Source organism: Kitasatospora sp. NPDC090308 (assembly GCF_044769485.1).
In the GTDB taxonomy this organism is placed as follows: Bacteria; Actinomycetota; Actinomycetes; order Streptomycetales; family Streptomycetaceae; genus Kitasatospora; species Kitasatospora fiedleri.
Map to the genome: position 1 here is coordinate 353,817 of NZ_JBIVXY010000003.1, position 25,887 is coordinate 379,703.

Sequence of the window (25,887 nt, forward strand, 5' to 3'; positions counted from 1 at the left end):
CCGGCGGCCCGGCTTCGGGCTTTCCCGGTGCGTCCAGGTCAAGTCCTGCGCGTGGGTGCCTCGTTAGTGGGCCGGGGGCTGGTCCAACCGGCGAGGAGGTCGAGGGCGTCGGCGTCGCGGCTGCCGGGAGCGACGCCGCAGACGACGAGGAACAGGCCGTCGTCCGCGGTGAGTTCCATGGTCTCGTAGGTGAAGGTGAGTTCGCCGACCAGCGGGTGGTGGAGGCGTTTGGCTCCGGCGCGGTGGCGGCGGACCTCGTGGCGGGCCCAGCGTTGGCGGAAGGTGTCGCCGCGGGTGGACAGTTCGCCGATCAGGTCGGACAGGGCCTTGTCGTAGGGGTTGCGGCCGGCCTCGGCCCGCAGGGTGGCGACGTTCTGGTCGGCGACGGCGTCCCAGTCGGGGTAGAACTCGGCGGCGGCGGGGTCGAGGAAGGTGAAGCGGGCGGAGTTGGCGGGCCGGGCGGGGCTGTCGAAGACGGGCGCGAACAGGGCGCGGGCGAGGGCGTTGCCGGCCAGCAGGTCCAGGCGGGCGTTGCGGACGTAGGCGGGGACGCCGTTCATCGCCTCCAGCATGTTCCACAGTTCCGGGCGCAGGGTGCGGCGGGCGGGGTGGCGCGGGGTGCGGGCTTCGGCGGCGGTGGCGTTGGCGGCGCGGACGAGGTCGAAGAGGTGGGCGCGTTCGGCGTCGTCGAGGAGGAGGACGCGGGCGATGGCGTCGAGGACGGCGTCGGTGGCACCGCGGGCGTCGCCGCGCTCCAGGCGGGTGTAGTAGGGGACGCTGACGCCCGCGAGCTGCGCGACTTCCTCGCGGCGCAGGCCGGGGACGCGGCGTGCTCCGCCGAGCGGGGAGGGCCTGAGGCCGGCCTGTTCGGGGGTGACGCGGGCGCGGCGGGTGGTGAGGAAGTCGCGGATCTCGGTGCGTCGGTCCATGTCCCGACACTACGGCCGGCTGCCTCGCGGGAGCACGGGCGTGGGGGACCTCGTCAGGGTCTGCCTCCCGCCCCCGTGGGCGGTCGGGGCGCGGTTGGCTGGAGGGCGTGACCGATCCGTCCGTCCGAGGAGTCGCCCCGATGCCTGCCACCGGCCCGGTTCCGGTGCCGGGCGCCGCGGCTGCCGGGTGCCGTCCGGGGGAAGACCGATCCCCGTCCGTCCGCGACACGCTCCGCCCTGCCCGGCGGTGCCCGTCGAAGCCAGGAGAGTGAATCCATGCGAACGACCACGCTGCACGGAGCCGGTGACGTCCGTGTCGAGGACGTACCCGGCCCGGTGATCGAGAACCCGACGGACGCGGTCGTGCGGGTGCCGCGTGCCGCGGTGTGCGGCAGCGACCTGCACCCCTACCGCTCCGCCCCCGCCACCGGGCAGGGCCCACGGATGGGGCACGAGTTCCTCGGCACCGTCAAGGTCCCCGCCGCGCTCGACGAGGCGCTGCCGCCCTCGCCGCCGGCGCTGACCGACGTGTTCTGCACCGGCCGCCACGCCGCCGTCACCGCCCGGGTGCGGCCCGGCAGCAGCGTCGCGGTGGTCGGGGACGGCGCGGGGGACGGCGCGGTAGGGCTGTGCGCGGTGCTGGCGGTCAGGCGGCCGGGGGCCGAGCAGGTCGTGCCGATGGGCCGCCACCGGGAGCGCACCGACCTCGGTGCGGAGTGCGGTGCGACCGACGTCGTCCCCGCCGTCGGCGACGAAGCTGCCGAGCAGGTGCGGCAGTTGACCGCCGGGCGCGGTGTGGGCGCGGTCCTGGAGTGCGTCGGCTCGATGCAGACCCTGGCCACCTCCTTCGCCGTGGTGCGCGACGGCGGGACGGTCAGCCGGGTCGGCGTCCCCTCCTGCGGCGACGGCCCGATCGGCACGGAAACGCCCATGCGGAACATCACCCTGCGAACCACCCCCGGCCCGGCCGGGCGCCCGCAGCGCCTGCGGGGCCGGCCGTCGAACGAAAGGGAACACCGTGAAGCACATCAAGCTGCGTGACCTGGAGGTCTCCCGGATCGGCCTGGGAGCGATGGGCATGTCCCAGGGCTACACCGGTGCCGGCACCGACGACGCGGAGTCGATCCGCACCGTCCACCGCGCCCTGGAGCTGGGCGTCACCTTCATCGACACCGCCGAGGTCTACGGCCCCTACACCAACGAGGAGTTGGTGGGCCGTGCCCTCAAGGGCCGCCGCGACGAGGTGGTGCTCGCCACCAAGTTCGGCCTGATCTCCCACACCGGCCGAGACGGCGGCACCGACAGCAGCCCGGCCAACGTCCGCGCCGCCGTCGAGGGCTCGCTCAAGCGCCTGGGCACCGACCGGATCGACCTGTACTACCAGCACCGCGTCGACCCCGGCACCCCCGTCGAGGAGACCGTCGGCGCGCTCGCCGAGCTGGTCGCCGAGGGCAAGATCGGCCACATCGGCCTCTCCGAGGCCGGACCGGAGACCATCCGCCGCGCCCACGCCGTCCACCCGATCACCGCGGTGCAGTCCGAGTACTCCCTGTTCACCCGCGACCCCGAAGCCCGCGTCCTGCCCGCGCTGCGGGAGCTGAACATCGGCTTCGTGCCGTTCTCCCCGCTCGGCCGCGGCTTCCTGACCGGCGCCATCCGCGACACCCGGCAGTTCGACGCCACCGACTTCCGCGCCGACAACCCCCGCTTCACCGGCGAGAACTTCGAGCACAACCTGCGCCTGGCCGACCGGGTCGCCGCCGTCGCCGCCGAGGTCGACGCCACCCCGGCGCAGGTCGCGCTGGCCTGGCTGCTCGCCCAGGGCGACTCCATCGCCCCGATCCCCGGCACCAAGCGGGTGGCCCGCGTCGAGGAGAACACCGCCGCCGACGCCCTCCGCCTCACCGACGAGCAGCTCACCGCGCTCAGCAGCCTGCCCCCGGCCGCCGGCGACACCCACAACGAGGCCCAGATGCGGATGATGGAACGCTGATGGGCGGCACCAACCCGCGCAGCGCCCCGGACCTGACCCGCCGCCACGCCCCCGAACTCGCCGACCGCACCGACGACGTCCTGCTCGCCGACGTCCGGCAGCGCCCCGGCCCGTCCCCGCGCGAGCGCAGCCCGGTCACCGTCGCCGCCCTGGTCGCCCCCGGGCGCGACGCCCGGCTGCGCCGCTCCCCCGACAACGGCCCCGCCCGCGCCGAACTCACCGAGACCACCACCCACCCGGCCTGCTACGCCGGCCGGCCCGCCGCCACGGGTGCCACCACCGCCGCGGCCCGGGCCGCCGAAGCGGACGACCGCCCCACCACCCCCTGACCGGCCGACTTCTCAGGAGAATCCCGTGCAGTACGTCACCTTGAACAACGCCGTCGAGATGCCGATCCTCGGCTTCGGCGTCTACCAGATCCCCGCGGACAAGACCGAGCGGGCCGTCACCGACGCCCTCGCCGCCGGCTACCGGCTGCTGGACACCGCCGCCGCCTACGGCAACGAGGAGGCCGTCGGCCACGCCATCAAGAACAGCGGCATCCCGCGCGAGGAGCTGTTCGTCACCACCAAGCTGTGGGTCCAGGACGCCCCCGCCCAGGACAACACCCGCCGCGCCCTGGAGACCTCGCTGGCCAAGCTGGGCCTCGACCGCGTCGACCTGTACCTGATGCACCAGCCCTACGGCGACGTCTACGGCCAGTGGCGCGCCATGGAGGCCGCGCAGCGCGAGGGACTGACCCGGGCGATCGGCGTCGCCAACTTCCACCCCGACCGCCTCCTGGACCTGATCATCAACAACGAGACCGCCCCGCAGGTCAACCAGATCGAGACCCACCCGTTCTTCCAGCGCGGCGCCGACCACGCCCTGATGCGCGAGCACGGCGTCCAGCACCAGGCGTGGGGCGGCTTCGCCGAAGGCAAGAACGACCTGTTCACCCACCCCGTCCTCAGCGGGATCGGCGAGGCGCACGGCAAGTCGGTCGCCCAGGTCGTGCTGCGCTGGCTGATCCAGCGCGACATCGTCACCATCCCCAAGTCCGTCAACCCCGACCGGATGGCGCAGAACCTCGACGTCTTCGACTTCGCCCTCACCGACGACCAGATGGCCGCCGTCGCGGCCCTCGACACCGGCAAGACCCTGTTCTTCGACCACCACGACCCCGAGATGGTCGCCTGGCTCAGCAAGCGTCGCCTCGACAACTGACCTGTGCCTCCACCCGGCCCCGGGCGCCCCGGCACACCATGCCGGGGCGCCCGCCCGCACCCGGGCCCGGGCGCCCCGGCGGGAACCACTTCAACGGCGGGCGCACCACCCCGGCCGTCGGGACCACCGAACTCCTCGCCCGCAAGGCCGCCGAACGCACCGGCTGCCACGTCCACCGCATCGAGGCCGCCGGCCCTCACCCCGACAGCTACGACGAGACCGTGCACCGCGACGTCCGCGACGTCCGCGACGTTCGTAGGGCGAGTACGGGGCACCGGCGGTGGGGGCGTCATCGGTGGCCGCGGCGGGCCTGCCGTGGTCCTCGCTCGGGGTCGGCGGGGTCGGCGGGGTGGAGTTCGATGGCGCGGCGTAGGGGTTCCATGCGTTGGGGGAGGGGTTGCCAGCCGGGTTGGCCGGCCATGTCGGTGTTGAGGTCGTGGATGGCGCGGGCGTAGGCGCGGGCCAGGCCGCGGAAGTGGAGGGGGAGGCCGGGGCGGGGGTGGCCGCTGGGGGCGATGCTGACCCACAGGGCGTCGGTGGTCTCGTTGCCGGGGCCGGGGGGTTGGGCGGCGTCGCGGACGGTGAGGCGGGCGCGGGCGGCGAGCCAGTGGCGCAGCGCGGCGCGGGTGGTGCCGGAGAGGGCGACTGTCTCGGTGGCGGGCGGGGCGTGCGGGTCGCGGTGCTGGGGGAGCCGGGTGAGGCGGATGGTGCCGCGGCGCAGGTCGACGTCGTGGGTGCGCAGGGCGCAGAGTTCGCCGGCCCGGCACCCGGTGTCCAGCACGGTGCCGATGATGGCGAGGATGCGAGTGCGGGCGTCGCCCTGGCCGGGGCGGGCCGCGTGTTCCAGGTGGGCGAGGAGGATGCCGCGCGGGCGGGCGGCGACCACCGACCGGAGCGCGACCTTGGGCAGGTCGCGTTCGGGGAGGGTGAGGGGGACGCCTGCCTGGACGCCGAGGATGCGCAGGCAGTCCTCCCGCACGCGGATGGACGCGGGCGAGGGGTGCTCCGGCCGTGCGGCGGGTCTGCGCCGCAGCAGGCCCCGTTCGGCGGCCGTGAGGTAGGCGGCGAGGGTGTCCGGGGCGAGGAGCGCGGCGAGGGAGCGGGCGGCCGTCGGCGGGATCGCGCCGCGTTCCAGGGCGGTGCGCAGTTCCCCGGCCACCCAGCGCAGTTGCTTCGCCCGGGAGGCGCCCGTGGGGGGTTCGCAGGCGCGGTCGACCACGGCGCTCAGGTCTTCGAGGGAGGGGGCCGCCGCCGTCGGAGTGTCCGCCACGGGGCCACCCTAGCGCCGGGCGGGACGGGTCCTCGGGCGGACGGTCCCCGGCACGTCCTCACAGGAGGACAATAACTGGCTTGAAGCGCGACCGTCCGATCAGAAACGGTCGGGTGGTGACGGCTCTCCCCGGGCCGTCCCGTCTCCGTGGTGACCGTCCTTCGGCAACGGGCGAGGGGCCCGGAGCCGGACAACCGGTGAGAGGTGATAGGTCGCAGACAGAAGGGGTGCCAGTACTGCCGGAAACGGTTCGGGGCCGACAGGACACATCGACAGGCAACCGGGGGAGGAAGCCGCCCGGTGCCACGGTCCTGGCCGTCGGGGCGGCGAGCCGCGCCCACTGCGAGCAGACCGTCAGGGCCCGGCTCGTCGCCCTCCCGCGGTCGCCGCCGACCGGGACCGGACGGGTCACCGGCACGGGCGACAGCGACGAGTCCGCGATCCGTCCGGCCGTCGACCGCACCGGCACCTCGAGCACTGGGCGCCGGTCGGACGCGGTCGGCCCCTCCGGGGCGTTCAGGCCGCAGGCGGGAGCTCGGCCGGACGGCGGCGCGCGGTGGCCGGCAGGGGGATGAGGGCGAGCGCCGCAGCGCGTCCTGGGCCGGCCGCTCCGGGGAGGCGTCGGCGCGGCGAGCAGCTCGCCGGACGGCAGCGGCCGGACCTGGTACGGCGTCATGCCGCCGTCCTGGCGAGGAGGGTGCGGGCGGCGTGTTCCAGCGCGGCGGCGGCGACGTGTCCGGCCGGGTGGTGCACGCCGTACGGCGGCACGCCGAGCGAGAACGCGTAGCCCTTCGCCGCCGCCACGCCGACCTGGAATGCGCCGGACCGGCCGGGGTCGGTGGTGGCGGCCACCGCGTCGGCGTCGGCGAGGGATAACCAGGCCGGCTCCAAGGCCGTACCGCCGTAGCGGGCGGGCCCGTCCGGGCTGGAGGCCGCCGCCTGCCCGGGCAGCACCCCGTCCCGCACCGGCCGCGCGCCGGTCTCGTCGCAGGACGGCTCGGTCCCCGGCACCACCGGCGACCGCCCGGGGCGCGAGCGCGGGCGGTCGCCGGGCATTCTTGCGAGAAGTAAGCAGTTGCACATTCTCTGCAATAAGGTGGCGAGGTGGACCCTTCGGTGATCGCAGGCGGCCGGACCGGAGCGCAGGACCCGGGCGGACGGACAGCCGGGCCCCGTACCGACCACCCGGACTTCGGCACGCTCGTACGCGACGAGGGCGCCGACCTGGTGGTGTGTCACGTGTGCGGGCAGGGCTTCCGCGCCCTGGGCTCCCACCTGCGCAGCCACGGCCTGAGCGCCGACGAGTACCGCACCCGCTACGGGCTGCGCCGTCTTCGCTCGCTGAGTTCGCGGGCCCTGGCCCGCCACCGGTCCGTGCGCCAGGCGGCGGACTTCCGCACCTCGGCCGAGCTGCGGGAGCGGCTCGCGACCGGCCACGCCATGTCCCGCTCCGGAGAACTCCGGCGTGCCGCAGCGAACAGGGCGGGTGAGCCGCAGCCGGAGGAACTGGTCCGCACCCGCGCGGCCCAGCTGGACGCCGGACGCCGCACCCAGTCCACCCGCAGGGCGCGACGACTGCGCGAAGCACTCGACGGGTTGGGCTTCGACGACCTCGAAGACGCCCTGCGCACCCTCTACGTCCGCCGGGAGGGCGGCATCGACGCGGTCGCCGTCCACCTGCGGGTGGGACGGGCCAGGGTGCGCGCCCTGCTGGAGGAGTACGGGATCCCCCTGCGCCCCACGGGTGTGAACTCCGCCGCCGGACGCCGCTCCCGGGTCGGGCTCAACGACGCGCACGCCGCCCGCCGGGTCGGCACCCACGACATCAGGCAGTGGCTGGCCGAGCGCCGGGCGGCCGGGGCGACCCTGGGCGACCTCGCCGGGGAGACCGGGCGCAGCATCCCGTGGGTCGCGGCCCGGCTCGACGGGCGGCGGTCGGCCAGTGCCGTCCGCGCCTACGGCCCGTAGGCCCCCGCCGCTCCCGTCCCGTCCGAGGCGTCGGGATCCCCGCCCGTGCCACCGCGGACCGCTCGGGCCACCGCGGACCGCCCGGGCGCTTCTCGGAACGACGCCGACCGGAGGGCGGGACCGGTCAGAATGGGCCCGCCATGGCAGCCGCCCCTCGCCTCCAGCCGCCCCGTCCGGCCGCGCTCGACGTGCGGCTGGTGCGGGCCGCCGCGTTCGCCGCGGCGGGCGCGGTGCTCGGTTCGGCCGGGCACGCCGCCGGGTGCGGCGGCCTTGCGTGGCGGCCGCTCGCGGCGGGCTGGCTGTTCGTGTTCTCGGCGTCGGTGGTGGCCGCCGCCCGGCGGCGCGGCCCGCTGGCCGCCACCCTGGCCGCCGCACTCGGACAGGTGCTGTTCCACCTGCTGTTCCGGCTCGCCTGGAGGCCGGACGGCTCCGCCCCGGTGCTCTGCCCGGTGCCGGGTTGTCGGCGGCGGACGTGCCGCGAGCAGGTGCCCGGGCCGCTCGAACGCCGTCAGCATCGTACGGGCCAACGCGGTTCTGTGGCGAAGGAGTTGGCGGGACGCACCGCTTCGGCGGCCCCTCTCCGGGGCGGTCCGAAACCGCCTCTCGCGGGTGGCGGGCCCCGCCGGGGTCCGGCCGTCGACGGCGGTGGTCGGTGGTGCGGCCCGGGCTCAGCCGTGGCGGGAGGGGGTGGCGGCGAGTCGGGCGAGCAGGGCGATCACGTTGATGCGCGCGGTCTTGTCGTTCGTCGCCGCCTGGTGGGCGTCGATCATCTGCTGGTCCACGTCGTCGCCCGGTGCGGCGAGGCCCACCCGCATCAGGTCGACGGCGTACGCGACGTACCGGGCGTGGTCGGCCGCGGCAGTGGTGGCCGTGACGTGGTCGATGCGGGCCGGGTCCGCGCCGCGGATCAGCGCGGGGGTGGGCGGCGGGCCCAGCACGTCCGCGATCCACTGCACGAGGGCCTCCCGCGAGCAGCCCGGTTCCAGCGCGCAGGACTCCGCGGCGGCGAGCGCCAGGCGGATCAGCAGCAGGCCGAACCACTGGCCGGCCTCGGCGGGAGGCGTCCGCCCGCCGGCCGGTGGCATCACGGACTCGTACAGACCGGCGGTGTCGCCGGCCCGTACGGCGGAGATGACGGCGCCCACGGCCGTGTCGATGGCATCCTGCTCGCTGGTCACGCCGCTGGTTCCCCTCGGAAGTCTGTGACGGGTTATCAACGTAGCGTGCCCGCGGGCGGATGCGTACCGCTTCTCCCGGTTACCGGTACGCCGCGCTGTTGCGGACGGGCGGAGGGACGGGAGCGGCCGGACGCGCCGGAGTCCGGTCAGACCGTGCCGAGGTCGATCTCGACCGGGAACGGGGCGGTGGCCCTGACCGTGCCGGTGAAGACGTCCGCGTCGCGGTAGGAGCGGGTCGCGGGGTCGAGGAGGTGGGTGTAGACGAGCGGGACGCCGTGGGGGGTCTGCTCGATCCGCCAGTAGAAGGCGATGCCGGCCCGGGCGTACTGGTTCACCTTCACGACGCGGTCCGTGGTCTCCGAGCCCGGTGACACGACCTCGACGACCAGCAGGACGTGCTCCGGGCGAGTGGGCGTGAGGTCGATGGTCTCGGCGCGGTAGACCACCACGTCGGGCCGACGGTTGGTGAGCGGCACGTCCTGCAGGCGGACGTCGAAGTCCGTGTCGGCGTTCCACTCCGGCCCGGCGGCCGCGTCCAGGGCGTTCGCCAGGATGCGGGCCAGGCGGTTGTGGCGCTTGGACGCGCTCGGGCTCACGACGACCATCCCGTCCACGATCTCGATGCCCGCGCACTGTTCCTCGGACCAGGAGTCGTACTCGTCCGCGGTGATCTGGTGGTGCATCCACTCGGGAGCGACCGTTTCGGCAGTCATCGGCGCACCTCCTCGGGAAGGGATCACTGGGCCCGGTGCCGGGCCCAGTGTACTGTCCCGCGCCTTCGGGGAACCGCCCCGGGCGGGGCGGGTTTCTTCGGGTTTCTTCCGGTCCCGAGAAGGGGGTTCAGAATATTCCGGGGCCGGGGTTGAGGATGTTGCGCGGGTCGAAGCGGTTTTTCGCCCGTCGGAATGCGGGCCAGGCGTCGCCGTAGTGGGCGATCCAGTCGGCCTTGGTGAATTCGAGTGCGCCGATGGGGTAGCGGGAGCCGCCGACGGCGCGGGCCCTGCGGTAGAGCTCGGCGTTCCGCCGGAGCCGGTCGGCGGCGAATGCCGGGTCCGGGCCGGGGGCGGCGGAGTTGTCGAGGATGTCGAACAGGTACATCCAGGGGGTGGCGTCCGCCCGGGGGCCGCGGAAGGCGGGGTGGTCGACGCCGGTCCGTTTCGCGGGGATGAGCAGGAGCGTGGAGCCGGGGGCGAGGTCGTGCGGGCTGAGGCCGGTGAGGACGTCCCGCAGGAAGCGGTCGACCGTCGAGCTGTTGAGCCAGACGTCGAACCAGGGCTTGACCAGGCGTCCGTAGTCCAGGGCGGCTTCCAGCTGGGCGACCTGCCGGTTGACCTGGGTGACCCAGTCCGGGTGGCTCAGGTCGGTGACGGCGGCGGCGGACGGGGGCTGGCTGAGGCCGCGCAGCAGTTGCCGGCCGTCGGGCGGGGAGCCGGGCGTGAAGGGGACGCTGACGAGGAGCTGCCCCACGAGGGACGTCCCGGTCGGGGCCCAGAGGGCGTAGGCGCCGAGCACCTCGCCGCGTTCGGTGAGGGTCCGCAGGTCGCCGACGGCCCCGTCGCCGGTCGGGTAGGTGAACTGGTAGGTCCGGACCGAGGGTTGCGCCGGCACCAGGTCGAGCCTGGCGCGCACGATGATGCCGCACTGCCCGAGTCCGCCGAGGGCGGCCCGGAAGAGGTCGGCGTGGCGGCGGTCGGAGCAGACCAGGACCTCGCCCCGCCCGGTGACGATCTCCAACTCCTGGACGTGGTCGATCTGCAGGCCGCGGGTGGACCCGGCCCCCGGGGACGCGCCGCCGACCGCGAGGGTGCCGGCGATGGTGAGGTCGGTGTAGCCGGTGAACACCGGCGGTGTCAGGCCGCGGGCGAACGCGGCCGTCATCAGCTCCGTCCACAGCACGCCGCCGTCGACGTCGGCTCCCCGCGGGCCGACCCGGTGGATCCGCCCGAGCCCGCGCATCTCGACGACCAGGCCGTTCTCGTTGAGCGACTGCCCGTGGGTGGTGTGGCCCCGGCCGCGCGCCGACACCTCGATGCCGCGGTCCGCGCAGAACCTGACCATCCTGGCGACGTCGTCGACGGAGCCGGGCCGCAGGACCGCGCCCGGCGTGCGGGCCACGATGCGCCCCTGGTCGACGCTGTCGGCGGCCCTGCTGCCGGTGTCGAGCAGGAGCTCACCGTCCAGGCGCGGCACCCGGTCGAACGGGCCCGCCGCCGCGGCCTCGGCGACCCAGGCCCCGGCGGCGGCGCTGAAGCCGACCGCCGCCACCCCGAGCGCCGCCCCCCTGACCAGCGCGCGGCGCGACATCCCCGGTGCCGTCCCGGGTGCCATCTCCGGCGTCATCCGGGGTGTACGGGTTTCCCTTTCCAACGTTCTCCCCCATGTTCAGGTCGCGAGGGCGCGGCCGACCGGGTGCGGGCAGCGTGCCCCGCCGTGGCCCGGAACGCTCACGCGGCGAGCGAAACAGCTGGAGGCTAACACCGGATTGTGGAGTTCGTATGCGTAGGGAAGGGTTTTCCGAGGGGAGCAAGGGTTATTTTCCATGCGCACGCCAATTCGGAAAAGCGGATTCCGTTCCGGGCGCGGGCGCGGGTGAGGGTGAGGGTGAGGATGAGGGTGAGGGTAAAAGGCGGCGGTCGGGAACCCCGCGGGGCCGTCCGGCACCTGAGCGCCGGGCCGCCCTCGCGGGTCGCCGCCGCGGGTCGTCGCGGGTCAGCCGACCAGGGCGGAGCGGCGGGGGGCGCGGGGGCCGGGCCGGGCGGGGGAGGGGCGGTGGCGGACGAGTTCGCGGGCGTAGGCCCGCATCAGCGGCTCGTAGCGGTAGCGGCCGGGCTCCCGGGCGGTGAGCAGACCGGCGTCGGCGAGCCGTTCGAGGACGCGTTCGGCGCGGACCGGGGACTCGCCGAGCAGCCGGGCGGCGGTGGCCAGGCCGACGGTGCCGGTCGGTGCGAGGGCGAGCAGGTGGAAGGCGCGGACGGTGGGCGGGTCGAGGGCCGCGCAGCCCGCCGTGAAGACGGCCCGGACGTCCAGGCTGCCCAGCCGGAGCTCGTCCAGGGCCCGGTCCTCGTCCGCGAGCCGCTCCACCAGGTGCCGCACGGCCCAGGACGGCCGGGCGGCCAGCCGGGCCCCGCAGATCCGCAGCGCGAGCGGCAGCCCGCCGCAGACGGCCGCGAGTTGGGCCAGGGCCCGCGGTTCGGCGGACGCCCGGGCCGGGCCGAGCAGCCGGGCCAGGAACTCCCGGGACTCGTCCGCGGGCAGCGGCCCGAGGTGGACGGGGTGCGCCCCGCCGAGGTCGGGCAGCCGGGTGCGGGCGGTGACCAGCGCGGCGTTGCCGGGGCCGGCGGGCAGCAGCGGCCGGACGTGGGCGCCGTCCCGGGCGTCGTCCAGGACCACCAGCGTCCGCCGCCCGGCCAGCAGCGAGCGGAACAGCGCCGTCCGGGCCTCGGTGTCGGCCGGCACGACGGCGGCCGGCACCCCGAGGGCGAGCAGGAAGCCGCCGAGCACGGCGTGCGGGGTGGCGGACCGCGGCCGGCTGCCGCGCAGGTCGGCGTAGAGGGTGCCGTCCGGGTACCCGGCGCGGGCGGCGTGCGCGGCGTGCTGGACCAGCGCGGTCTTGCCCGCGCCCGGCTGGCCGCTGACGACCGCGATCAGCGGCGCCCGGCACCCGGCGCCCCCGCCCGCCTCGGCCAGCCGGGCGGCGAGGTCGGCGACCTCGGCGGTCCGGCCGGTGAAGTCGGTCAGGTCGGGCGGCAGTTGGAAGGGGGTGACGAACCCGGCACGGGCCCGGGCGGGCCGGACGGGTGCGGCCAGGGCCGGGTCGGCGCGCAGGATCGCCCCGTGCACGGCGCGCAGCTCGCGGCCCGGGTCGACGCCCAGCTCCTCCGCCAGGACCCGGCGGACCCGCCCGTACACGGCGAGCGCCTCCGACTGGCGGCCGCTGCGGTACAGGGCCGTCATCAACTGCGCCCAGAGCCGCTCCCGCTCCGGGTGCGCGGCGGTCAGCGACCGCAGCTCGCCGAGCAGTTCGGTGTGCCGGCCCAGCGCCAGCCCGGCCTCGGTGCGGCCCTCCACCACGTCCAGCCGGGCCTCGGTGAGCCAGCCGGTCTCGGCCCGGCGCAGCGTTTCGGAGGGGACGTCGACCAGGGCCGGTCCGCGCCAGAGCGCCAGCGCCTGCTCGTAGTGGGCGGCGGCCCGCCCGGGATCGTCCTCGCGCAACCGGGCGTGGCCGAGGTCGCGCAGCCGGGTGAACCGGTCGGTGTCGAACTCCTCGGCGCGGACGTCGAGGAGGTAGCCGCCCGTCTCCGTGGCCAGCCGCTCACCGGCCTCGCCGAGCGCCTTGCGCAGCCGCATCACGTAGTTGCGCAGCGTGGTGGCGGCGGTGCGCGGCGGACACCCGTCCCAGACCGTGTCCGCGAGCACCTCGGTCGGCACCACCTGCCCCCGCCGGACCAGCAGCGCCGCGAGCAGCGCCCGCTGCTTGGCCGCCGGGACCGAACGGCTCCCCCCTTCGTCCCGTACGAGCAGCGGTCCGAGAATCCCGAACTCCATCCCCCACGCCTCCCCTGACACCTCGGCCTGCTTCGCCGGACGGCGGGGCCCGTCCCCCGACGGCCACCCGGCGTGGTCCGTTCTATGCCCGGGCGGTTTTGACCGGCGGATCTCGCGGTGTCGGTCAATCAATTCCGGTCTTCGCGATGGCCTTCGGGATGGTCTTCGGGGCCGAGGTCGAGGCGGCGGGGGTGGGGGTGGGACGGTGGGGTGACAGGTGGCGAGGGTGGGGCCGGGGGCGGATTGACCGGGGGGTCGGGGCCGCTCGGTCAATCAATCCCGTGCGGCGGGAGCTCAGCCGCTGGTCCAGATGGTGTCGAGGTAGCCGCCGCCGCAGAGCCGGGCCGGGGTGTACGGGGTGTGCGGGGTGGCCGCGACCGGGGTGGCGTAGCCGTCGTGCGGTAGCCGTCGGCGGGGTCCGGGGTGGCGGGGGCGGGGATCGACACGGCGGACGCGCTCCGCACGGACCCGGCCTCGCCGACGCAGCTGTGCTCGAACTCGTTGCTGCCCGGGAGGGTTGTGGGCCGGAGCGTCCGCGCAGGTGCGGCCGACACCGGCGGAGGCCGTGGTGGCAGTGACAGCGGCTGGTGCGGCGTCCGGGGCGGTGAGGGCGCGTGCGGCGGTGGCCAGGACGTCTGCGCGACGCGGGAAGCGGGTGGGTCTCACCGTTCTCCTCGGGTGGCGGAAGGCGGTTGTGGACACGACGGCGACGGCGGGCCGGCGCCCGCCGCCGCCGCCGGTTCACATCCTGCACGCCCGCCGTAGCGTCTGAGTCGCGCGGGGATCGCGGCCCCTCCCGGTGCGCGCTTTCCGGCGGTCGCCTCGCCTGTTGGGCGGGTGCTCTCCGGGGGCGCCTCTTCCCGGCTCGCGTGTTCTCCAGCCGCTGCCGTTTCCGGCGCGTGCTCTCCGGGGACGTCCCTTCCCGGTTCGGGTTCCCAGCCGATGTCCCTTCCCGGCTTGCGTGTTCTCCGGCCGACGCCCTTTCCCGGCCCGCGCTCCGGCCGCCGCCTCCCGTCCGCGCGTGTTCTCCGGCCGTCGGCGTTCCGGGTTGCGCCGTCTTCGGCGGGTCTTGTCCGGGGTCGGGGCAACCGCGCGGCGGGTCGGGGGCCGGAATGTCGCGGCCCGGCTGCTGCGTCGCGCGGCTGCGGGGTGGAGGGGGCCGGGCCGGTGGGGGGTCAGCCGCGGGCGGTGTCCGGGTAGCGGCAGGCTGCTTTGCGGGCGCGGGCGAGTTCGGTCTCGCCGAGTTCGGCGACCTGGAGGGGGCCGGTGACCGTGCGGGGGACGAGGCGTTGGTCGGCGATGCTGCTGGGGCCCTCGCCGCCGAAGCAGGCGACGGCCACCACCCCCACCGCGGTCTGCGGGTCGGTGCCGTCCGGGGCCGGGCCGGGCTGCCAGGGCACGGGGAACCCGGCGGAGGCGTCCGCGGACATGCCGATCTGCTGCCACTGGGACGTGCTGCCCGTCCTGGGCAGGTACGCGGCGTAGCCGACGATGCCCAGGCGGTCTCCGGTGGCGTGGAGTTCGTAGCGGCCGGGCGTTTGGCCGGAGCCGGAGCCCGGTGTGACGGTGAGTGTGATCGAGGCGGGCGGGGCCACCGCATCGGGACAGTCGGTGGGTTGGAGGTCGCCGGGCGGGTTGCCGTGGATCACGGCGGAGGAGACGTAGCCGCCGGTCGCGGTCCTGAACCAGCGGACGTCGGGCGAGCCGGAGGTGGCGTCGATCACCATGTCGCCCAGGCAGAAGCCGGTGAGCTGGAGGCGGCAGCCCGCGGGCAGTTGGAGGACGACGTCGGCGCTGAGGCTGGCTCCGGCGCGCAGCCGGGTGCTCTCGATGTAGGTCGTGCCGGAGAACACGGCCGTGGACGGTGTGAGGGTGGCGACCGGGCAGTCGGCCGCGTTGGGGTTCGGCGTCGCGTTCGCGGCGGACACGGTCGAGGTCAGGGCGTTCTCGGTCGCGCTCCGGCTGTGGCCGAAACCGGACGTCCGTGCCGCGACCAGGGCCAGGACGACGGTGAGGACGAGCAGGGCGGCCGTCCCGGCGGTCGTCCAGCGCGGCCGTCGACCGTCGTGCACCGTCTCGGCCGACGGGTGTCCGGACAGCGGGACCGCCCCGGTGACGACGTCGCCCGAGCCCGAGCCCGGGGCGTCGTCCGTCGTGGTCCCCTCGACGGCCGGCTTCTCCGCAGCCGCCGGTGCGGTGTCCGCCGCCTTCTCCGCAGCCGGGGCCGGGGCCGGAGACGAGGCCCCGGCGCCGCGGCCGAGTTCACGGTCGAGTTCGTTCCAGCGCCGCGTCCACTCCTCGACGTCGCCGCCGCAGGCCCCGACGTAGGCCTGGGTCACCTCCAGGCTGGGCAGCCGGACGCCGCCGGCCGCGTCGCTGAGGGTGGTGGCGCCGAATCCGGCCCGTTCGGCGAGCACGCGGTAGGTGGGGTTGCCGGCCCGTTCCCGGACCAGTCGGAGGTCGTGGGCGAAGGCGGGGACGGGCCCGTCGGCGGGATCGACTGGACGCGGTCTGCGGGCCACGGGCTCTCCTCACCTGGCGGATCGACAGTTCGTTCCGGGGAACTTCCGATGAGGCGGGGAGTTCCTTCACCATGTGCACGGACAGCGGAGATCCGGGCAGGCCGGACAGCCGCCCCGGGGGCGGTGCACGTGTGATCATCATAACTCCCGCCGACGTGGCGTCAGCGGGAGTCCGGGTGATTTGCCCGTGATGCGAACGGCTGTGATGTCCCGTCAGCAGCCGCCCCCGGGCGGCCGGTCGCTCGGCCGGCCGTCACCCGGGCCGCCGCCGCCACCTGGAACTCCACCGCGGCCTTCGCCTTCGCCGTCGCCTCCGGGTCGGCCTCGATCACCTGCCGCCGGTAGCCGGCGTCCGCGGTGGCGGTCCTCAGCTCCTGCGGGGTCGGCCGCGGCGTCCTGCGCCACCGCGGGTCGCTCAGGGCCGCGAGCGGGTCCGGGCAGTCGAAACCGGCCTCCGTCGTGCACGGCGACCACTGGCGGATCACCGCCCGGTCCGCTCGTCGTTCTGGGCCTGCTCCAGCGTCGTGAAATCGGCGTCCTCCGCGAACACCGGGCCGCCGATCTCACCGTCCGCGGCGCCGGTCGGCTCCCGGACCGCCGCGCCGACGCAGCCGCGCTCCGGCACCGCTCGCCCGCCCGCCCGTTGACGGTCCGTCCGTCCGCCCGAACCGGCCCGCGCCGCCTGGTCGTCGGTGCCCCGGAGGACGAGTTCCAGCTGCGCCGTCACCGAGGGCCGGCCGGCTGCGCGCCCGCCCCGGCCGGCCGCCCGCCCTCGGGGTGGTAACCCCAGGTGGCCGGCAGGGCCGCGCTCGGGTGGCCGTACCGGGCGTCCACCCGGGTGGTCGGGGCACCGCTTGCGCGGCGACCCCCGGGCCGCCGGGTGGCGAGGCCCCGCCGATGAGCACGGGGCCGGTGGCGGACCCGTGCTGACGAGGGGAGGCGGCGCGGCCGGATCGCTCCGATCGCGCGGCCTCCCGGGGGCCGGACGGCGGTCGCGACCGGGCCCGGGAAGCCGCGATACGGCCGCGCTATCCCGGCCTCCTAACGTCCCGGACGGGTGCGGACCTCGGCGGAGGCCCCACCGACTCCCCGTCAGAAGAAGCACGTTCGAAGGAGAACACCCGTTGCGCACGTTCACGGGCCGCGCCACCGCGGCCGCCCTCCTGTCGGCGGCCTCGGTGGCCGGCGTGGTCCTGGCCCCCGGCACCGCGGAGGCGGCCTCCTACAACAGCGCCTGCGGCAGCGGGTACCGGGAGATCGACCACCTCACGCTGAACGGCTACGGCACGGTCTTCCTGACCTACAGCAGCGCGACCGGGAAGAACTGCGTCGTGACCGTCCGGAACCAGCCGGGCGCCGCCCTCTACATGAACGCCCTGGTCAGGCTGGCCGGTTCGGCCAACTGGATCGGCGACTACGGCGACTACACCACCTACGCGGGCCCGGTGTACGTCTCCGCGGCCGGCCGGTGCATCGACTGGGGCGGCGAGATCGAGACCGCCTACGAGTACCGCCTGGACGTCCACTGCGGCTGAACTCCCGTACCGGAATCCCCTCTCCACCGCAGCGCCCCCACCGCAGCGCCCCCACCGCACCGGACCGCGCCCCGACCCCCAGGAGTACCCCCATGCGCAGGACGTTCTCCGCCCTGGCCGCCGCCGGCCTCGTGCTCCTCGGCGGCATCTCCCTCGCGCCGCAGGCGAGCGCCGCCGACACGTACGGCTGCAGCGGCAGCCTGGTCGGCACCTACGACCTCAAGACCGACAACGGCACCGGCACCAAGTACGGCGAGCTGTACCTCTACTACTCCAGCGCCAACGGCGGCACCAACTGTGCGGCCGCCGTCGACACCCACTTCGCCTCGGGCGTCACCAAGTACCAGGCCGTCTACCTCTGGCGCTGCGTGGCCGGCACCCACGCCGGTGACTTCTGCAGCTACGACCAGTCCGACAGCGACGACGGCAACTTCGCCTGGTACGCCGGTCCCGCGAAGGTCACCGGCACCGCGAACCGCTGCGTCATGGTCTACGGTCGCGTCGACGACCCGAGCAACAGCAAGGTCGCCGACACCACCGTCCTGGCCTCGCACTGCGGCTGACCGGACGGAGGGACGGAGGGACGGACGGGCGGACGGGGGGGGGGGGGGGGGGGGGGCGCCCCGCCCCCCCCCCCCGGCCGCCCCCCCCCCCCCCCGGCCCGGGCCCCCCCCGCCCCCCCCCCCCCCCGCCCCCCCGGGCCCCGGGGGGGGGGGGGGGGGGGGGGGGGGGGGGGGGGGGGGGGGGGGGGGGGGGGGGGGGGGGGGGGGGGGGGGGGGGGGGGGGGGGGGGCGGGGGCGCCCCCCCGGCCCCCCCGTCCCGTTCAGCCCGCGCGCAGCTCGGCCCGGGCCAGCGCCGTCACCGACAGCAGCAGGACCGCCGTGCCCAGCAGCGCCGCCGGGGTGAGCGGCTCGTCCAGCACGGCCGCGGCGAACACGGTGGCGCTGAGCGGCTCGATCAGCGCCACCACCGAGGCCGTCGCGGCCCGGATCACCGCCGCGCCCGCGAAGTACAGCGCGTACGCGAGCGCGGTCGGCACGGTGGCCAGGTAGCCGAGCAGCAGCAGCGTCGAGGGCAGCGCGCCGGTGGACGGCAGCGGGCCCTCGGCCAGCGCGAACGGGAACAGGCACACCGCGCAGACCGCGAACGACCACAGGGTGGTGGTCGCCGGGTCGTCCGGGACGGCGGTGCGCGAGGCCCGGTGGCGGGTGGCCACCGTGATCGCCGCGTAGCCCGCCGCCGAGGCCAGCGCCCAGGCCAGGCCGACCGGTTCGACCCCGCCGCGGCCGGAGCCGCCGCCCAGCACCAGCACGCCCAGGCCCAGCAGCGCCCCGGCCACCGCGGCCAGCCCGGCCCGGCCCAGCCGCTCGCCCATCAGCAGCCGCCCGCCGAGCGCCACCAGCACCGGCGCCGCCCCCAGCGTCACCACGGTGGCGACGGCCAGCCCGGTGTGCCGGACGGCCAGGAAGTACGCGCTCTGGAACAGCGTCAGCCCCAGCCCGTTGAGCAGGACGCGGCCCGCGGCGGGGCGCGGTGCGGGCCGGGCCGCCCGCCCGGTGAACGGGCGCAGCGCCAGCAGCACCGCCACGCCGCCGACCGAGCGCCAGAACGTGAGCGCGAGCGGCCCCAGACCGCTGCGCGGGAACAGCAGCGCGGCCGCCGCCCCGGCGGTGCCCCAGGCGGTGGCGGCGAGGGCGACGTACAGCAGGCCCCGCCGCGCGGGCAGGGCGGAGGGGTGCGAGGAAGGAAACGAGGACACGGGTGGACTCCCGGAAAGCCGTCATGGTCGGTGGGCCACGGAAGCGGGCGGCACCGACCGGCCCGGGGCGGCCGTCCGGAGGGGACGACGGGCCCGGGCGGGCTCAGGAAGTGGCCGGCCGCCCGCTCAGCGAGCGGGAGGGGGCAGGACGCCGCGATGCATGGCCGCCACTGTACGCGAGGGCGGGCGGCACGCGGACCGCACGCGGACGGCACGCGGGCCGCGTGCTTCACGGCACGCGAACGGCGCGGTCCACGGCCCGGGGGAGCGCCTGGTTCAGGCCGGGTAGGCGTGGGTCTGGGTGGCCTTGACGGCGGCCCAGACCCGGGTGCCGGGGGTGAGGTCGAGCTCGGCGGCGGCGGTGGGGGTGAGGTCGGCGGCCAGCGGGAGGGGGCCGGTGAGGTCGACCCGGAAGCGGTCGCCGTGCAGGTCGAGGCCGGCGACGGTGCAGGGGAAGAGGTTGCGGGCGCTGGTCTCGGGGCGGTGCCGGTGCAGGGTGACCGCGTCGGGCGGGAAGGCGACGAACGCCGGGCCGGTCAACTCCTCGTCGGTGCTGAGGACCTGGCCCTCGGGGAGGGTGACCTGCCGGCCGGCGGCGGTGCCCTGGTAGAGGTTGAGGCCGACCAGCCGGGCGATGTAGTCGGTGCGCGGGTGGCGGGCCACCTCGGCGGGGCGGCCGGTCTGCACGACCCGGCCGGACTCGATCACCACGAGGCGGTCGGCGAGCACCATGGCGTCCAGCGGGTCGTGCGTGACCAGCACCGCGACGGCTTCGAACTCGGCCAGGTGGCGGCGGAGTTCGGCCCGGACGTCGAGCCGGGTGCGGGCGTCCAGCGCGGCCAGCGGCTCGTCCAGCAGCAGCAGCCGCGGGCGGACGGCCAGCGCCCGGGCCAGCGCGACCCGCTGGGCCTGGCCGCCGGAGAGCTTCGCGGGGCGGTGCCCGGCGTGCTCGGCCAGGCCCATCCGCTCCAGCCAGGGCAGCGCCTCGGCGCGCGCGGCGGCCCGGCGCAGGCCCCGGCTGCGCGGGCCGAAGGCGACGTTGTCGAGCGCGGACAGGTGGGGGAAGAGCAGGTAGTCCTGGAAGACCACGCCGATCGGCCGCTGCTCGGCGGGCCGGAACACGCCGTCCGCGGGGGAGTCCAGCGCCGTGCCGTCCAGGTGCAGGTGCCCGTCGGTGAGCGGCAGCAGCCCGGCCAGGGCGCGCAGCGCGGTGGACTTGCCCGCGCCGTTCGGGCCGAGCAGGGCGAGCACCTCGCCGGGCTCGGCGGCCAGCGGCACGTCGAGGGTGAACGTGCCCCGGGTGACGCGCAGTTCGGCGTCCAGGGCGGGAGCGGGAGGCTTCTTCGCGGGGTTCACGGGGTTCACGGGGTTCACGGGGTTCACGGGGCTCGCGGGGGTCACGGGGTTCACGGGGTGGACATCCAACGGTCGCGCAGCCCGGCGAGGACGGCGACGGAGACGGTGAGCAGGATCAGGCTGAGCGCGATGGCCGCCTCCGGGTCGGACTCCATGGCCAGGTAGACCGCCAGCGGCATGGTCTGGGTCCGGCCGGGGAAGTTCCCGGCGAAGGTGATGGTCGCGCCGAACTCGCCCAGCGCCCGGGCCCAGGCCAGCACCGCACCCGCCCCGATGCCCGGGGCGACCAGCGGCAGGGTGACCCGGCGGAACGCGGTCAGCCGGGAGGCGCCGAGGGTGGCCGCGGCCTCCTCGTAGCGCGGGTCGGCGGCGCGCAGCGCGCCCTCCACGCTGATCACCAGGAACGGCATCGCGACGAACGCCTCGGCCACCACCACGCCGGTGGTGGTGAACGGGAGGGTGACGCCGGTCCAGGCGTCCAGCCAGCGGCCCAGGATGCCGTTGCGGCCGAGCACCAGTAGCAGCGCCACGCCGCCGACCACCGGGGGCAGCACCAGCGGCAGGGTGACCAGGGCGCGCACCAGCCGCCGCCCGGGGAACTCGGTGCGGGCCAGCAGCCAGGCCAGCGGCACGCCCAGCACCAGCGCGACGCCGGTGGCCAGGGTCGCCGAGAGCAGCGAGAGCTTGAGCGCCTGCCACACCTCGGTGCCGGTCAGCAGCGAGGGCAGCGCGCTCCACGGCGCGCGCACCAGCAGCCCGAGCAGCGGCAGGACCAGGAAGGCCAGGCCGAGCAGCGCGGGCAGCAGCAGCGCGGCGGGGACCCGCCCGGCCCCCCGGGGCCGCCGCCGGCCCCGGGGGTGTGGTGCGGGTGTGGTGCGGGGGGTGCCGGGCCGGGTCACGGCGTCTGGAAGCCGGCCTCGGTGAGCACCCGGCGGGCGTCCGCGGAGCCGACGTAGCCGAGGAACGCGGCGGCACCGTTGCTGTTGGGCGCCTTGGCGAGGGCGGCGATCGGGTAGTCGTTGACGGCCTGCGCGGCCTCCGGGAAGTTCACGCCCTCGATCTTGTCGGCGTCGGCCTTGACGTCGGTCTGGTACACCAGCGACGCGTCGACCTCGCCCAGCTCGACCTTGGTCAGGGCGCCCTTGACGTCCTGCTCGTAGGTGACGGGGGTGAGCTGCACGCCGGCCGCGTTCAGCGCGGTGACGGCGGCGGCGCCGCACGGCACCTCCTTGGCGCACAGCGCGGTCTTGACGCCGGTGAGGTCCTTCAGGCCGGCGATGTGCCGGGGGTTGCCCTTGGCGACGGCGATCTCCAGCGTGTTGCGGACGAACACGGTCGGGTCGCCGCCGGTCAGCTTGGCGTCGGTGACGGTCTTCATGGTGGCCGGGCTGGCCGCGGCGAACACGTCCACCGGCGCGCCGGAGACGATGCTCTGGGCCAGCGCGGAGGAGCCGCCGAAGTTGAAGGTCACGGTGGTGCCCGGGTAGGCCGCCTCGAAGCGCTTGCCCAGCTCGGTGAAGGACTCCTTCAGCGAGGCCGCCGCGAACACCGTCACGGTGCCCTTGACCTCGGGGCGGGCGGGGGCGGAGCTGTTCGAGGCGGAGCCGCTGCCGGAGCTGCTGCACGCCGTCAGGCCGGCCGCGAGGGCGAGGACGGCGGAGGCGGCGAGGAGTCGTCTGACGCTGCGCATGGATGGTTTCCCCTGGTCGTGGTGGACGGTGGCGGGCCGGAGCGGAGTGCGAGGGTGGGGTGCGATCAGGCGATCATAGTGCCGCAGCTGCGGGGTCCAGGACTGCTGTCTCATCGCACAAGCGACCTTAAGCCGAACTTAAGGGTTGCATGTGCAATACCTCAAGACCCCGCCGTCCCCGCCGCGCTGCCCCCTCGCCCCCCGACGGCCGCCCGGGAGATACTGACGCGGTTTCAGCGAACCTCCACCGCACGGGGGTTCGTCCGACGGAGGGGACCCCATGACCGCCACCCGCGTGCCCGGCCCGGCCGGGCTGCCGCTGATCGGCTCCCTGCTCGACCTCAAGCGCGACGCGCTCGGCACCTACCTCGCCGCCCGCCGCGACCACGGCGACGTGATCCGGGTGCAGGCCGGCCCGCCCGGGCTGCGCGCCGAGCTCTGGATGGTCTTCTCGCCCGAGGGCGCCCAGCAGGTGCTGGCCACCGAGGCCGCCAACTTCCGCAAGGACAACGTCTTCTACGGCGAGATCCGGGAGAGCTTCGGCAACGGCCTGCTCACCGCCCAGGACGCCGACTACCTGCGCCAGCGCCGCCTGGTCCAACCGCTGTTCACCCGCCGCCGGGTCGACGGCTACGCCGACGCGATCGGCACCGAGACCGCCGCCCTGGCCGCCCGGTGGGCCGCCGCCCCCGACGGCGTCGTCGACCTCGGCGAGGAGATGAACCGCTTCGCCCTGCGCACCGTCGCCCGGATCCTGTTCGGCCAGGACGTCGAGGAGGCCGTCGAGACGGTCCACCACGCCTTCCCGGTCCTGAACGGCTTCGTCCGCGACCGCGGCTTCTCCCCGCTGCGGCTGCCCCGGCAGTGGCCGCTGCCCGGGCACCGCAAGGCGCTCGCCGCCGAACGCGCGCTGTACGAGGTCTGCGACGGCATCATCGCGCGCCGCGCCGCCGAAGGGGCCGAAGGAGCGGACGGAGCGGACGGGAAGGGCGAGGGCCGGGACCTGCTCGCGCTGCTGGCCGCCGCCCGCGACGAGGACGGCAACCGGCTGGACCCCACCGAACTGCGCGAACAGGTGCTGATCTTCCTGCTGGCCGGCCACGAGACCACCGCCACCTCGCTCACCTTCGCCCTCCACCTGCTCGGCAAGCACCCCGAGCAGCAGGCCCGCGCCCACCGGGAGGCCGCCGAACTGCTCGCCGACGGCCGCCGCCCCACCGCCGCCGACTACGCCGAACTCCCTTACCTGACAAGGGTGCTGAAGGAGACCATGCGGCTCTTCCCGGCCGCGCCCTCGGTCGGCCGCCGGGCCGTCGAGGCCACCACGGTGGGCGGTGTCACCATCCCGGCCGGCGCCGACGTCCTGGTCGTCCCGTACGTCACCCACCGGCACCCCGGGCACTGGGAGGACCCGGAGCGCTTCGACCCCGAGCGCTTCACCCCCGAACGGGAGGCCGCCCGGCACCGCTACGCCTGGTTCCCGTTCGGCGGCGGCCCGCGCGCCTGCATCGGCCAGCACTTCTCGATGCTGGAGTCGGTGCTCGCGCTGGCCGCCCTGCTGCGCGAGTTCGAGGTCACCGCGATCGACCGGGACGTCCCGCTCGCCCAGGGCATCACCCTGGAGCTGCACGGCCCCGTCCGGGTCAGGCTCACCCCGCGCGGCTGACGGCGGACGGCGGACGCCGCACCGCCCGCCCCCGACGCGGCGGGCGCGGGGACGGGCGGTGCGGGTGTCACGGGGGGCCGGTGTCACAGGGTGCCGGTGGCACGGAGCACCGGCGGTGCGGGGCGGCTCAGGGCGTGACGCTGGCCAGGCACAGGGTGTACGAGCTGCTGCCCTTGTCCACCCAGTAGCCGGCCTCGGCCTCGGGGAACGCCGTGCAGGCGTCGGCGTCGGAGGAGGAGAGCCGGCCCACGACCCGGAAGTCGGCGTCCGAGCCGCCGCAGTCGACGACCGAGACGTCCGGGGACAGGGTGGACCCGCTGTTGTGGACGCAGTCGCCCACGTCGGCGTAGTCCGGGTCCTGCTGGATGCTGTAGAGCAGCGCGCCGACGGCGACCACGGGTATCAGCAGGCCGAGGACCTGCGGCCGCAGGTACAGCGGGCGGCCGGTGGGCAGCGGCGTGCCCGGGGCGCCCGGGACGGGGGCCGGCAGCTTCCGGAGCTTGAGCCAGACGACCAGGTTCATCAGCATGGTGACCGGGTTGATCACCGCGGAGGCCACGCCCCACCAGCCCTGCCACAGGCTGTCCGCGGTCATCCGCCGCAGGGTCGCCGTCCCGCAGTCCCGGCAGAACGGGCCGGGCACCCGCAGGAACCGCATCATCACCAGGAAGCCCTGGTGGCCGCGGACCGTGACGTTCGCGGCGGGCACGGAACCGCAGAAGCGGCAGAACGGGCCCGGCTGGGGGCCGGACGCGGCGGGCGCCGCCCACCCGGCCGGTTCGGCGCCCGCGGGCGGCGCGGCGGGGAAGGCCGCCGGCGCGGCGGGGTCGGCGGGCGGGGGCGTGACGGGTACGGACACGGAGTTCCTCTGGCGGGGGCGTGCGGGAGCACGCGGGGGAAGGCGGACGACGGCCGTCGGCCTCCGGCGGCAGCGGGACTCCGCTGCGCCGCGCGACGGTTCGGCCGGAGAGTAGCGGGTCCGGAGGACAGTGCGCACTCCGGTTTCGCCGGGCCGTTCGTGCCCGGCCGGCGCGCGCCCCGTACGCGGTCCGGTCCCGGCCCGTCCCGGTGCCCGTCCCGTTGCCCGTTCGGCTGCCGGTCCGTCCGTCGCCCGTCCGTCGCTCGTCCGTCGCCCGGCGGGGCAGGAGGCCGGGGCGCGGCGGGGGTCGGAACGTGCGCGGGGCGCGTGCGGGGGCGTGCGCGGAGGCACACGTCGTCGCGCCATTCGAGCACACAACGCCCATCGTCCGTAGTGCTTTTCACATCTTCTGGTGACCATTCGTCAACTCTGGGTAGCGTCCACGATTCCTGGACCGCACGAGCTCGGGCGAGCGGCGTCCGTCCCTCGCAGGAGGCACCCGATGGGATCGATGGACCACTTCAGTTTCGGCTGGCTCACGCCGCTGCTCTCCTACGCGATGGCCTGCGCCGGTGCCGCCCTCGGCCTGCGCTGCACCCTGCGGGCGCTGTCCGCCACCGGCGCCTCCCGGCGGAACTGGCTGCTCACCGCCGCCGCCGCGATCGGCTCCGGGATCTGGATGATGCACTTCGTCGCGATGTTCGGCTTCACCGTGGACGGCACCGCGCTGCGCTACGACGTCCCGCTGACCGTCCTCAGCCTGCTGGTCGCGGTCGCCGTGGTCGGCCTCGGGGTGTTCGTGGTCGGCTACGGCCGCCACCGGGGCCGCAGCCTGCTGCTCGGCGGCCTCATCACCGGCGTCGGCGTCGCCGGGATGCACTACCTAGGGATGGCCGCCGTCCGGATGCACGGCGAACTGCGCTACCAGGCGGGCACGGTGGCGCTGTCCGTGCTGATCGCGGTCGGCGCCGCCACCGCCGCGCTCTGGGCCGCCGTCACCATCCGCAACGCGTACGCGGCGGCGGCCGCCGCGCTGGTGATGGGCGTCGCCGTCAGCTGCATGCACTACACCGGGATGGCCGCCGTCCACGTCCACCTGGAACCCGCCCGGACCGGGCTCGGCGGCGCCACCCCGCTGGAGTTCGTCTTCCCGCTCGCGGTCGGACTCGGCTCCTTCCTCTTCCTCACCTCCGCCTTCGTCGCGCTCTCCCCGACCGCGCAGGAGCACGCCGCCTACCGCGAGGCCGGCGAACTCGCCGTCGAGGAACTCGGCCGCGCCGCCTGACCCCCGCGCCCGCCTTTCCGCCGCACCCGACCGCGCCCGTACGCCCGCGGCGCGTCCGCAGCCGCGCGCCCGACCGCGCCCGTACGACCGCCGCCCCGACGACCCCCCGAAGCCCGAAAGGCCGTC

General features: G+C 75.8%; 24 protein-coding genes. 9 read left to right on the forward strand and 15 right to left on the reverse strand.

Annotated features, from left to right (window positions below; all coding sequences use genetic code 11):
* Positions 1-38: 38 nt before the first annotated feature.
* Positions 39-929: a helix-turn-helix domain-containing protein gene (locus ACIQVD_RS09115; protein ID WP_402287229.1), complete on the reverse strand. Its 891-nt coding sequence runs from the start codon at positions 927-929 to the stop codon at positions 39-41.
* Positions 930-1,205: 276 nt separating this feature from the next.
* Between ACIQVD_RS09115 and ACIQVD_RS09120 the strand changes: the two genes are divergently transcribed.
* From ACIQVD_RS09120 to ACIQVD_RS09135, 4 genes are read left to right on the forward strand one after another with little or no spacing between them, the layout of a single operon-like run.
* Positions 1,206-1,970, forward strand: coding sequence for a zinc-binding dehydrogenase (locus ACIQVD_RS09120; RefSeq protein ID WP_402287231.1), 765 nt, complete (start codon positions 1,206-1,208; stop codon positions 1,968-1,970).
* The gene (locus ACIQVD_RS09125) at positions 1,948-2,922 is read left to right on the forward strand and encodes an aldo/keto reductase (protein WP_402287234.1); all 975 of its coding nucleotides are present in this window, start codon (positions 1,948-1,950) and stop codon (positions 2,920-2,922) included. Before ACIQVD_RS09120 ends, ACIQVD_RS09125 begins: the two co-directional genes overlap by 23 nt.
* Positions 2,922-3,251: a carboxymuconolactone decarboxylase family protein gene (locus tag ACIQVD_RS09130; RefSeq protein ID WP_402287236.1), complete on the forward strand. Its 330-nt coding sequence runs from the start codon at positions 2,922-2,924 to the stop codon at positions 3,249-3,251. Before ACIQVD_RS09125 ends, ACIQVD_RS09130 begins: the two co-directional genes overlap by 1 nt.
* Positions 3,252-3,276: 25 nt before the next feature.
* The gene (locus tag ACIQVD_RS09135; RefSeq protein ID WP_402287238.1) at positions 3,277-4,128 is read left to right on the forward strand and encodes an aldo/keto reductase; all 852 of its coding nucleotides are present in this window, start codon (positions 3,277-3,279) and stop codon (positions 4,126-4,128) included.
* Positions 4,129-4,417: 289 nt separating this feature from the next.
* On the opposite strand, the gene ACIQVD_RS09140 is transcribed toward ACIQVD_RS09135, so the two are convergent.
* Complete coding sequence (locus tag ACIQVD_RS09140) at positions 4,418-5,398, reverse strand: tyrosine-type recombinase/integrase (RefSeq protein WP_402287240.1); 981 nt, start codon at positions 5,396-5,398, stop codon at positions 4,418-4,420.
* Positions 5,399-6,070: 672 nt separating this feature from the next.
* Positions 6,071-6,409, reverse strand: a complete 339-nt coding sequence (locus tag ACIQVD_RS09145) for a hypothetical protein (protein WP_402287244.1) — start codon at positions 6,407-6,409, stop codon at positions 6,071-6,073.
* 93 nt (positions 6,410-6,502) lie between these two features.
* Here ACIQVD_RS09145 and ACIQVD_RS09150 point away from each other — a divergent pair, with 93 nt between their 5' ends.
* Positions 6,503-7,366, forward strand: coding sequence for a MucR family transcriptional regulator (locus ACIQVD_RS09150; RefSeq protein WP_402287247.1), 864 nt, complete (start codon positions 6,503-6,505; stop codon positions 7,364-7,366).
* A gap of 668 nt (positions 7,367-8,034) precedes the next feature.
* Here the strand turns inward: ACIQVD_RS09150 and ACIQVD_RS09155 are convergent.
* The 7 genes from ACIQVD_RS09155 to ACIQVD_RS09185 all read right to left on the reverse strand — a co-directional run bounded on the left by ACIQVD_RS09155 (position 8,035) and on the right by ACIQVD_RS09185 (position 16,338).
* Entirely contained in the window at positions 8,035-8,544 is a 510-nt protein-coding gene (locus ACIQVD_RS09155) for a hypothetical protein (protein ID WP_400678928.1), read from the reverse strand.
* A gap of 146 nt (positions 8,545-8,690) precedes the next feature.
* Positions 8,691-9,257, reverse strand: coding sequence for a Uma2 family endonuclease (locus ACIQVD_RS09160; RefSeq protein WP_400678930.1), 567 nt, complete (start codon positions 9,255-9,257; stop codon positions 8,691-8,693).
* 127 nt (positions 9,258-9,384) lie between these two features.
* Positions 9,385-10,848, reverse strand: coding sequence for an FAD-binding protein (locus ACIQVD_RS09165; RefSeq protein ID WP_402287250.1), 1,464 nt, complete (start codon positions 10,846-10,848; stop codon positions 9,385-9,387).
* Positions 10,849-11,253: 405 nt separating this feature from the next.
* Positions 11,254-13,089, reverse strand: coding sequence for a BTAD domain-containing putative transcriptional regulator (locus ACIQVD_RS09170; RefSeq protein WP_402287252.1), 1,836 nt, complete (start codon positions 13,087-13,089; stop codon positions 11,254-11,256).
* A gap of 1,175 nt (positions 13,090-14,264) precedes the next feature.
* Entirely contained in the window at positions 14,265-15,611 is a 1,347-nt protein-coding gene (locus ACIQVD_RS09175) for a helix-turn-helix domain-containing protein (RefSeq protein ID WP_402287255.1), read from the reverse strand.
* A 161-nt stretch (positions 15,612-15,772) separates the two neighbouring features.
* Positions 15,773-16,096, reverse strand: coding sequence for a hypothetical protein (locus ACIQVD_RS09180; RefSeq protein WP_402287257.1), 324 nt, complete (start codon positions 16,094-16,096; stop codon positions 15,773-15,775).
* Positions 16,093-16,338 (reverse strand): hypothetical protein, encoded by a 246-nt coding sequence (locus ACIQVD_RS09185; RefSeq protein ID WP_402287259.1) that lies wholly within the window; start codon positions 16,336-16,338, stop codon positions 16,093-16,095. The genes ACIQVD_RS09180 and ACIQVD_RS09185 overlap by 4 nt, the downstream gene beginning before the upstream one ends.
* Before the next feature lie 397 nt (positions 16,339-16,735).
* Here ACIQVD_RS09185 and ACIQVD_RS09190 point away from each other — a divergent pair, with 397 nt between their 5' ends.
* Together ACIQVD_RS09190 and ACIQVD_RS09195 are read left to right on the forward strand one after the other, a co-directional pair.
* Complete coding sequence (locus ACIQVD_RS09190; RefSeq protein WP_400678939.1) at positions 16,736-17,146, forward strand: spore-associated protein A; 411 nt, start codon at positions 16,736-16,738, stop codon at positions 17,144-17,146.
* Positions 17,147-17,238: 92 nt separating this feature from the next.
* Complete coding sequence (locus ACIQVD_RS09195; protein WP_400678940.1) at positions 17,239-17,709, forward strand: hypothetical protein; 471 nt, start codon at positions 17,239-17,241, stop codon at positions 17,707-17,709.
* Between the two features lie 260 nt (positions 17,710-17,969).
* Here the strand turns inward: ACIQVD_RS09195 and ACIQVD_RS09200 are convergent, their stop codons facing one another.
* The 4 genes from ACIQVD_RS09200 to modA all read right to left on the reverse strand — a co-directional run bounded on the left by ACIQVD_RS09200 (position 17,970) and on the right by modA (position 21,951).
* Complete coding sequence (locus tag ACIQVD_RS09200; protein WP_400678942.1) at positions 17,970-18,905, reverse strand: DMT family transporter; 936 nt, start codon at positions 18,903-18,905, stop codon at positions 17,970-17,972.
* Positions 18,906-19,181: 276 nt separating this feature from the next.
* A complete protein-coding gene (locus ACIQVD_RS09205; RefSeq protein WP_402287263.1) occupies positions 19,182-20,270 on the reverse strand; it encodes an ABC transporter ATP-binding protein in 1,089 nt (362 codons plus the stop codon).
* A 41-nt stretch (positions 20,271-20,311) separates the two neighbouring features.
* Complete coding sequence (locus ACIQVD_RS09210) at positions 20,312-21,160, reverse strand: ABC transporter permease (RefSeq protein WP_100839606.1); 849 nt, start codon at positions 21,158-21,160, stop codon at positions 20,312-20,314.
* Positions 21,157-21,951, reverse strand: coding sequence for a molybdate ABC transporter substrate-binding protein (modA, locus tag ACIQVD_RS09215; protein WP_400678945.1), 795 nt, complete (start codon positions 21,949-21,951; stop codon positions 21,157-21,159). Before modA ends, ACIQVD_RS09210 begins: the two co-directional genes overlap by 4 nt.
* Before the next feature lie 280 nt (positions 21,952-22,231).
* Between modA and ACIQVD_RS09220 the strand changes: the two genes are divergently transcribed.
* Positions 22,232-23,617 (forward strand): cytochrome P450, encoded by a 1,386-nt coding sequence (locus ACIQVD_RS09220; RefSeq protein ID WP_402287266.1) that lies wholly within the window; start codon positions 22,232-22,234, stop codon positions 23,615-23,617.
* A 127-nt stretch (positions 23,618-23,744) separates the two neighbouring features.
* On the opposite strand, the gene ACIQVD_RS09225 is transcribed toward ACIQVD_RS09220, so the two are convergent.
* Entirely contained in the window at positions 23,745-24,476 is a 732-nt protein-coding gene (locus ACIQVD_RS09225; RefSeq protein ID WP_400678947.1) for a hypothetical protein, read from the reverse strand.
* A gap of 502 nt (positions 24,477-24,978) precedes the next feature.
* On the opposite strand from ACIQVD_RS09225, the gene ACIQVD_RS09230 reads away from it, so the two are divergent.
* Positions 24,979-25,761: an MHYT domain-containing protein gene (locus ACIQVD_RS09230; protein ID WP_402287269.1), complete on the forward strand. Its 783-nt coding sequence runs from the start codon at positions 24,979-24,981 to the stop codon at positions 25,759-25,761.
* The last annotated feature ends 126 nt before the right edge of the window (positions 25,762-25,887 follow it).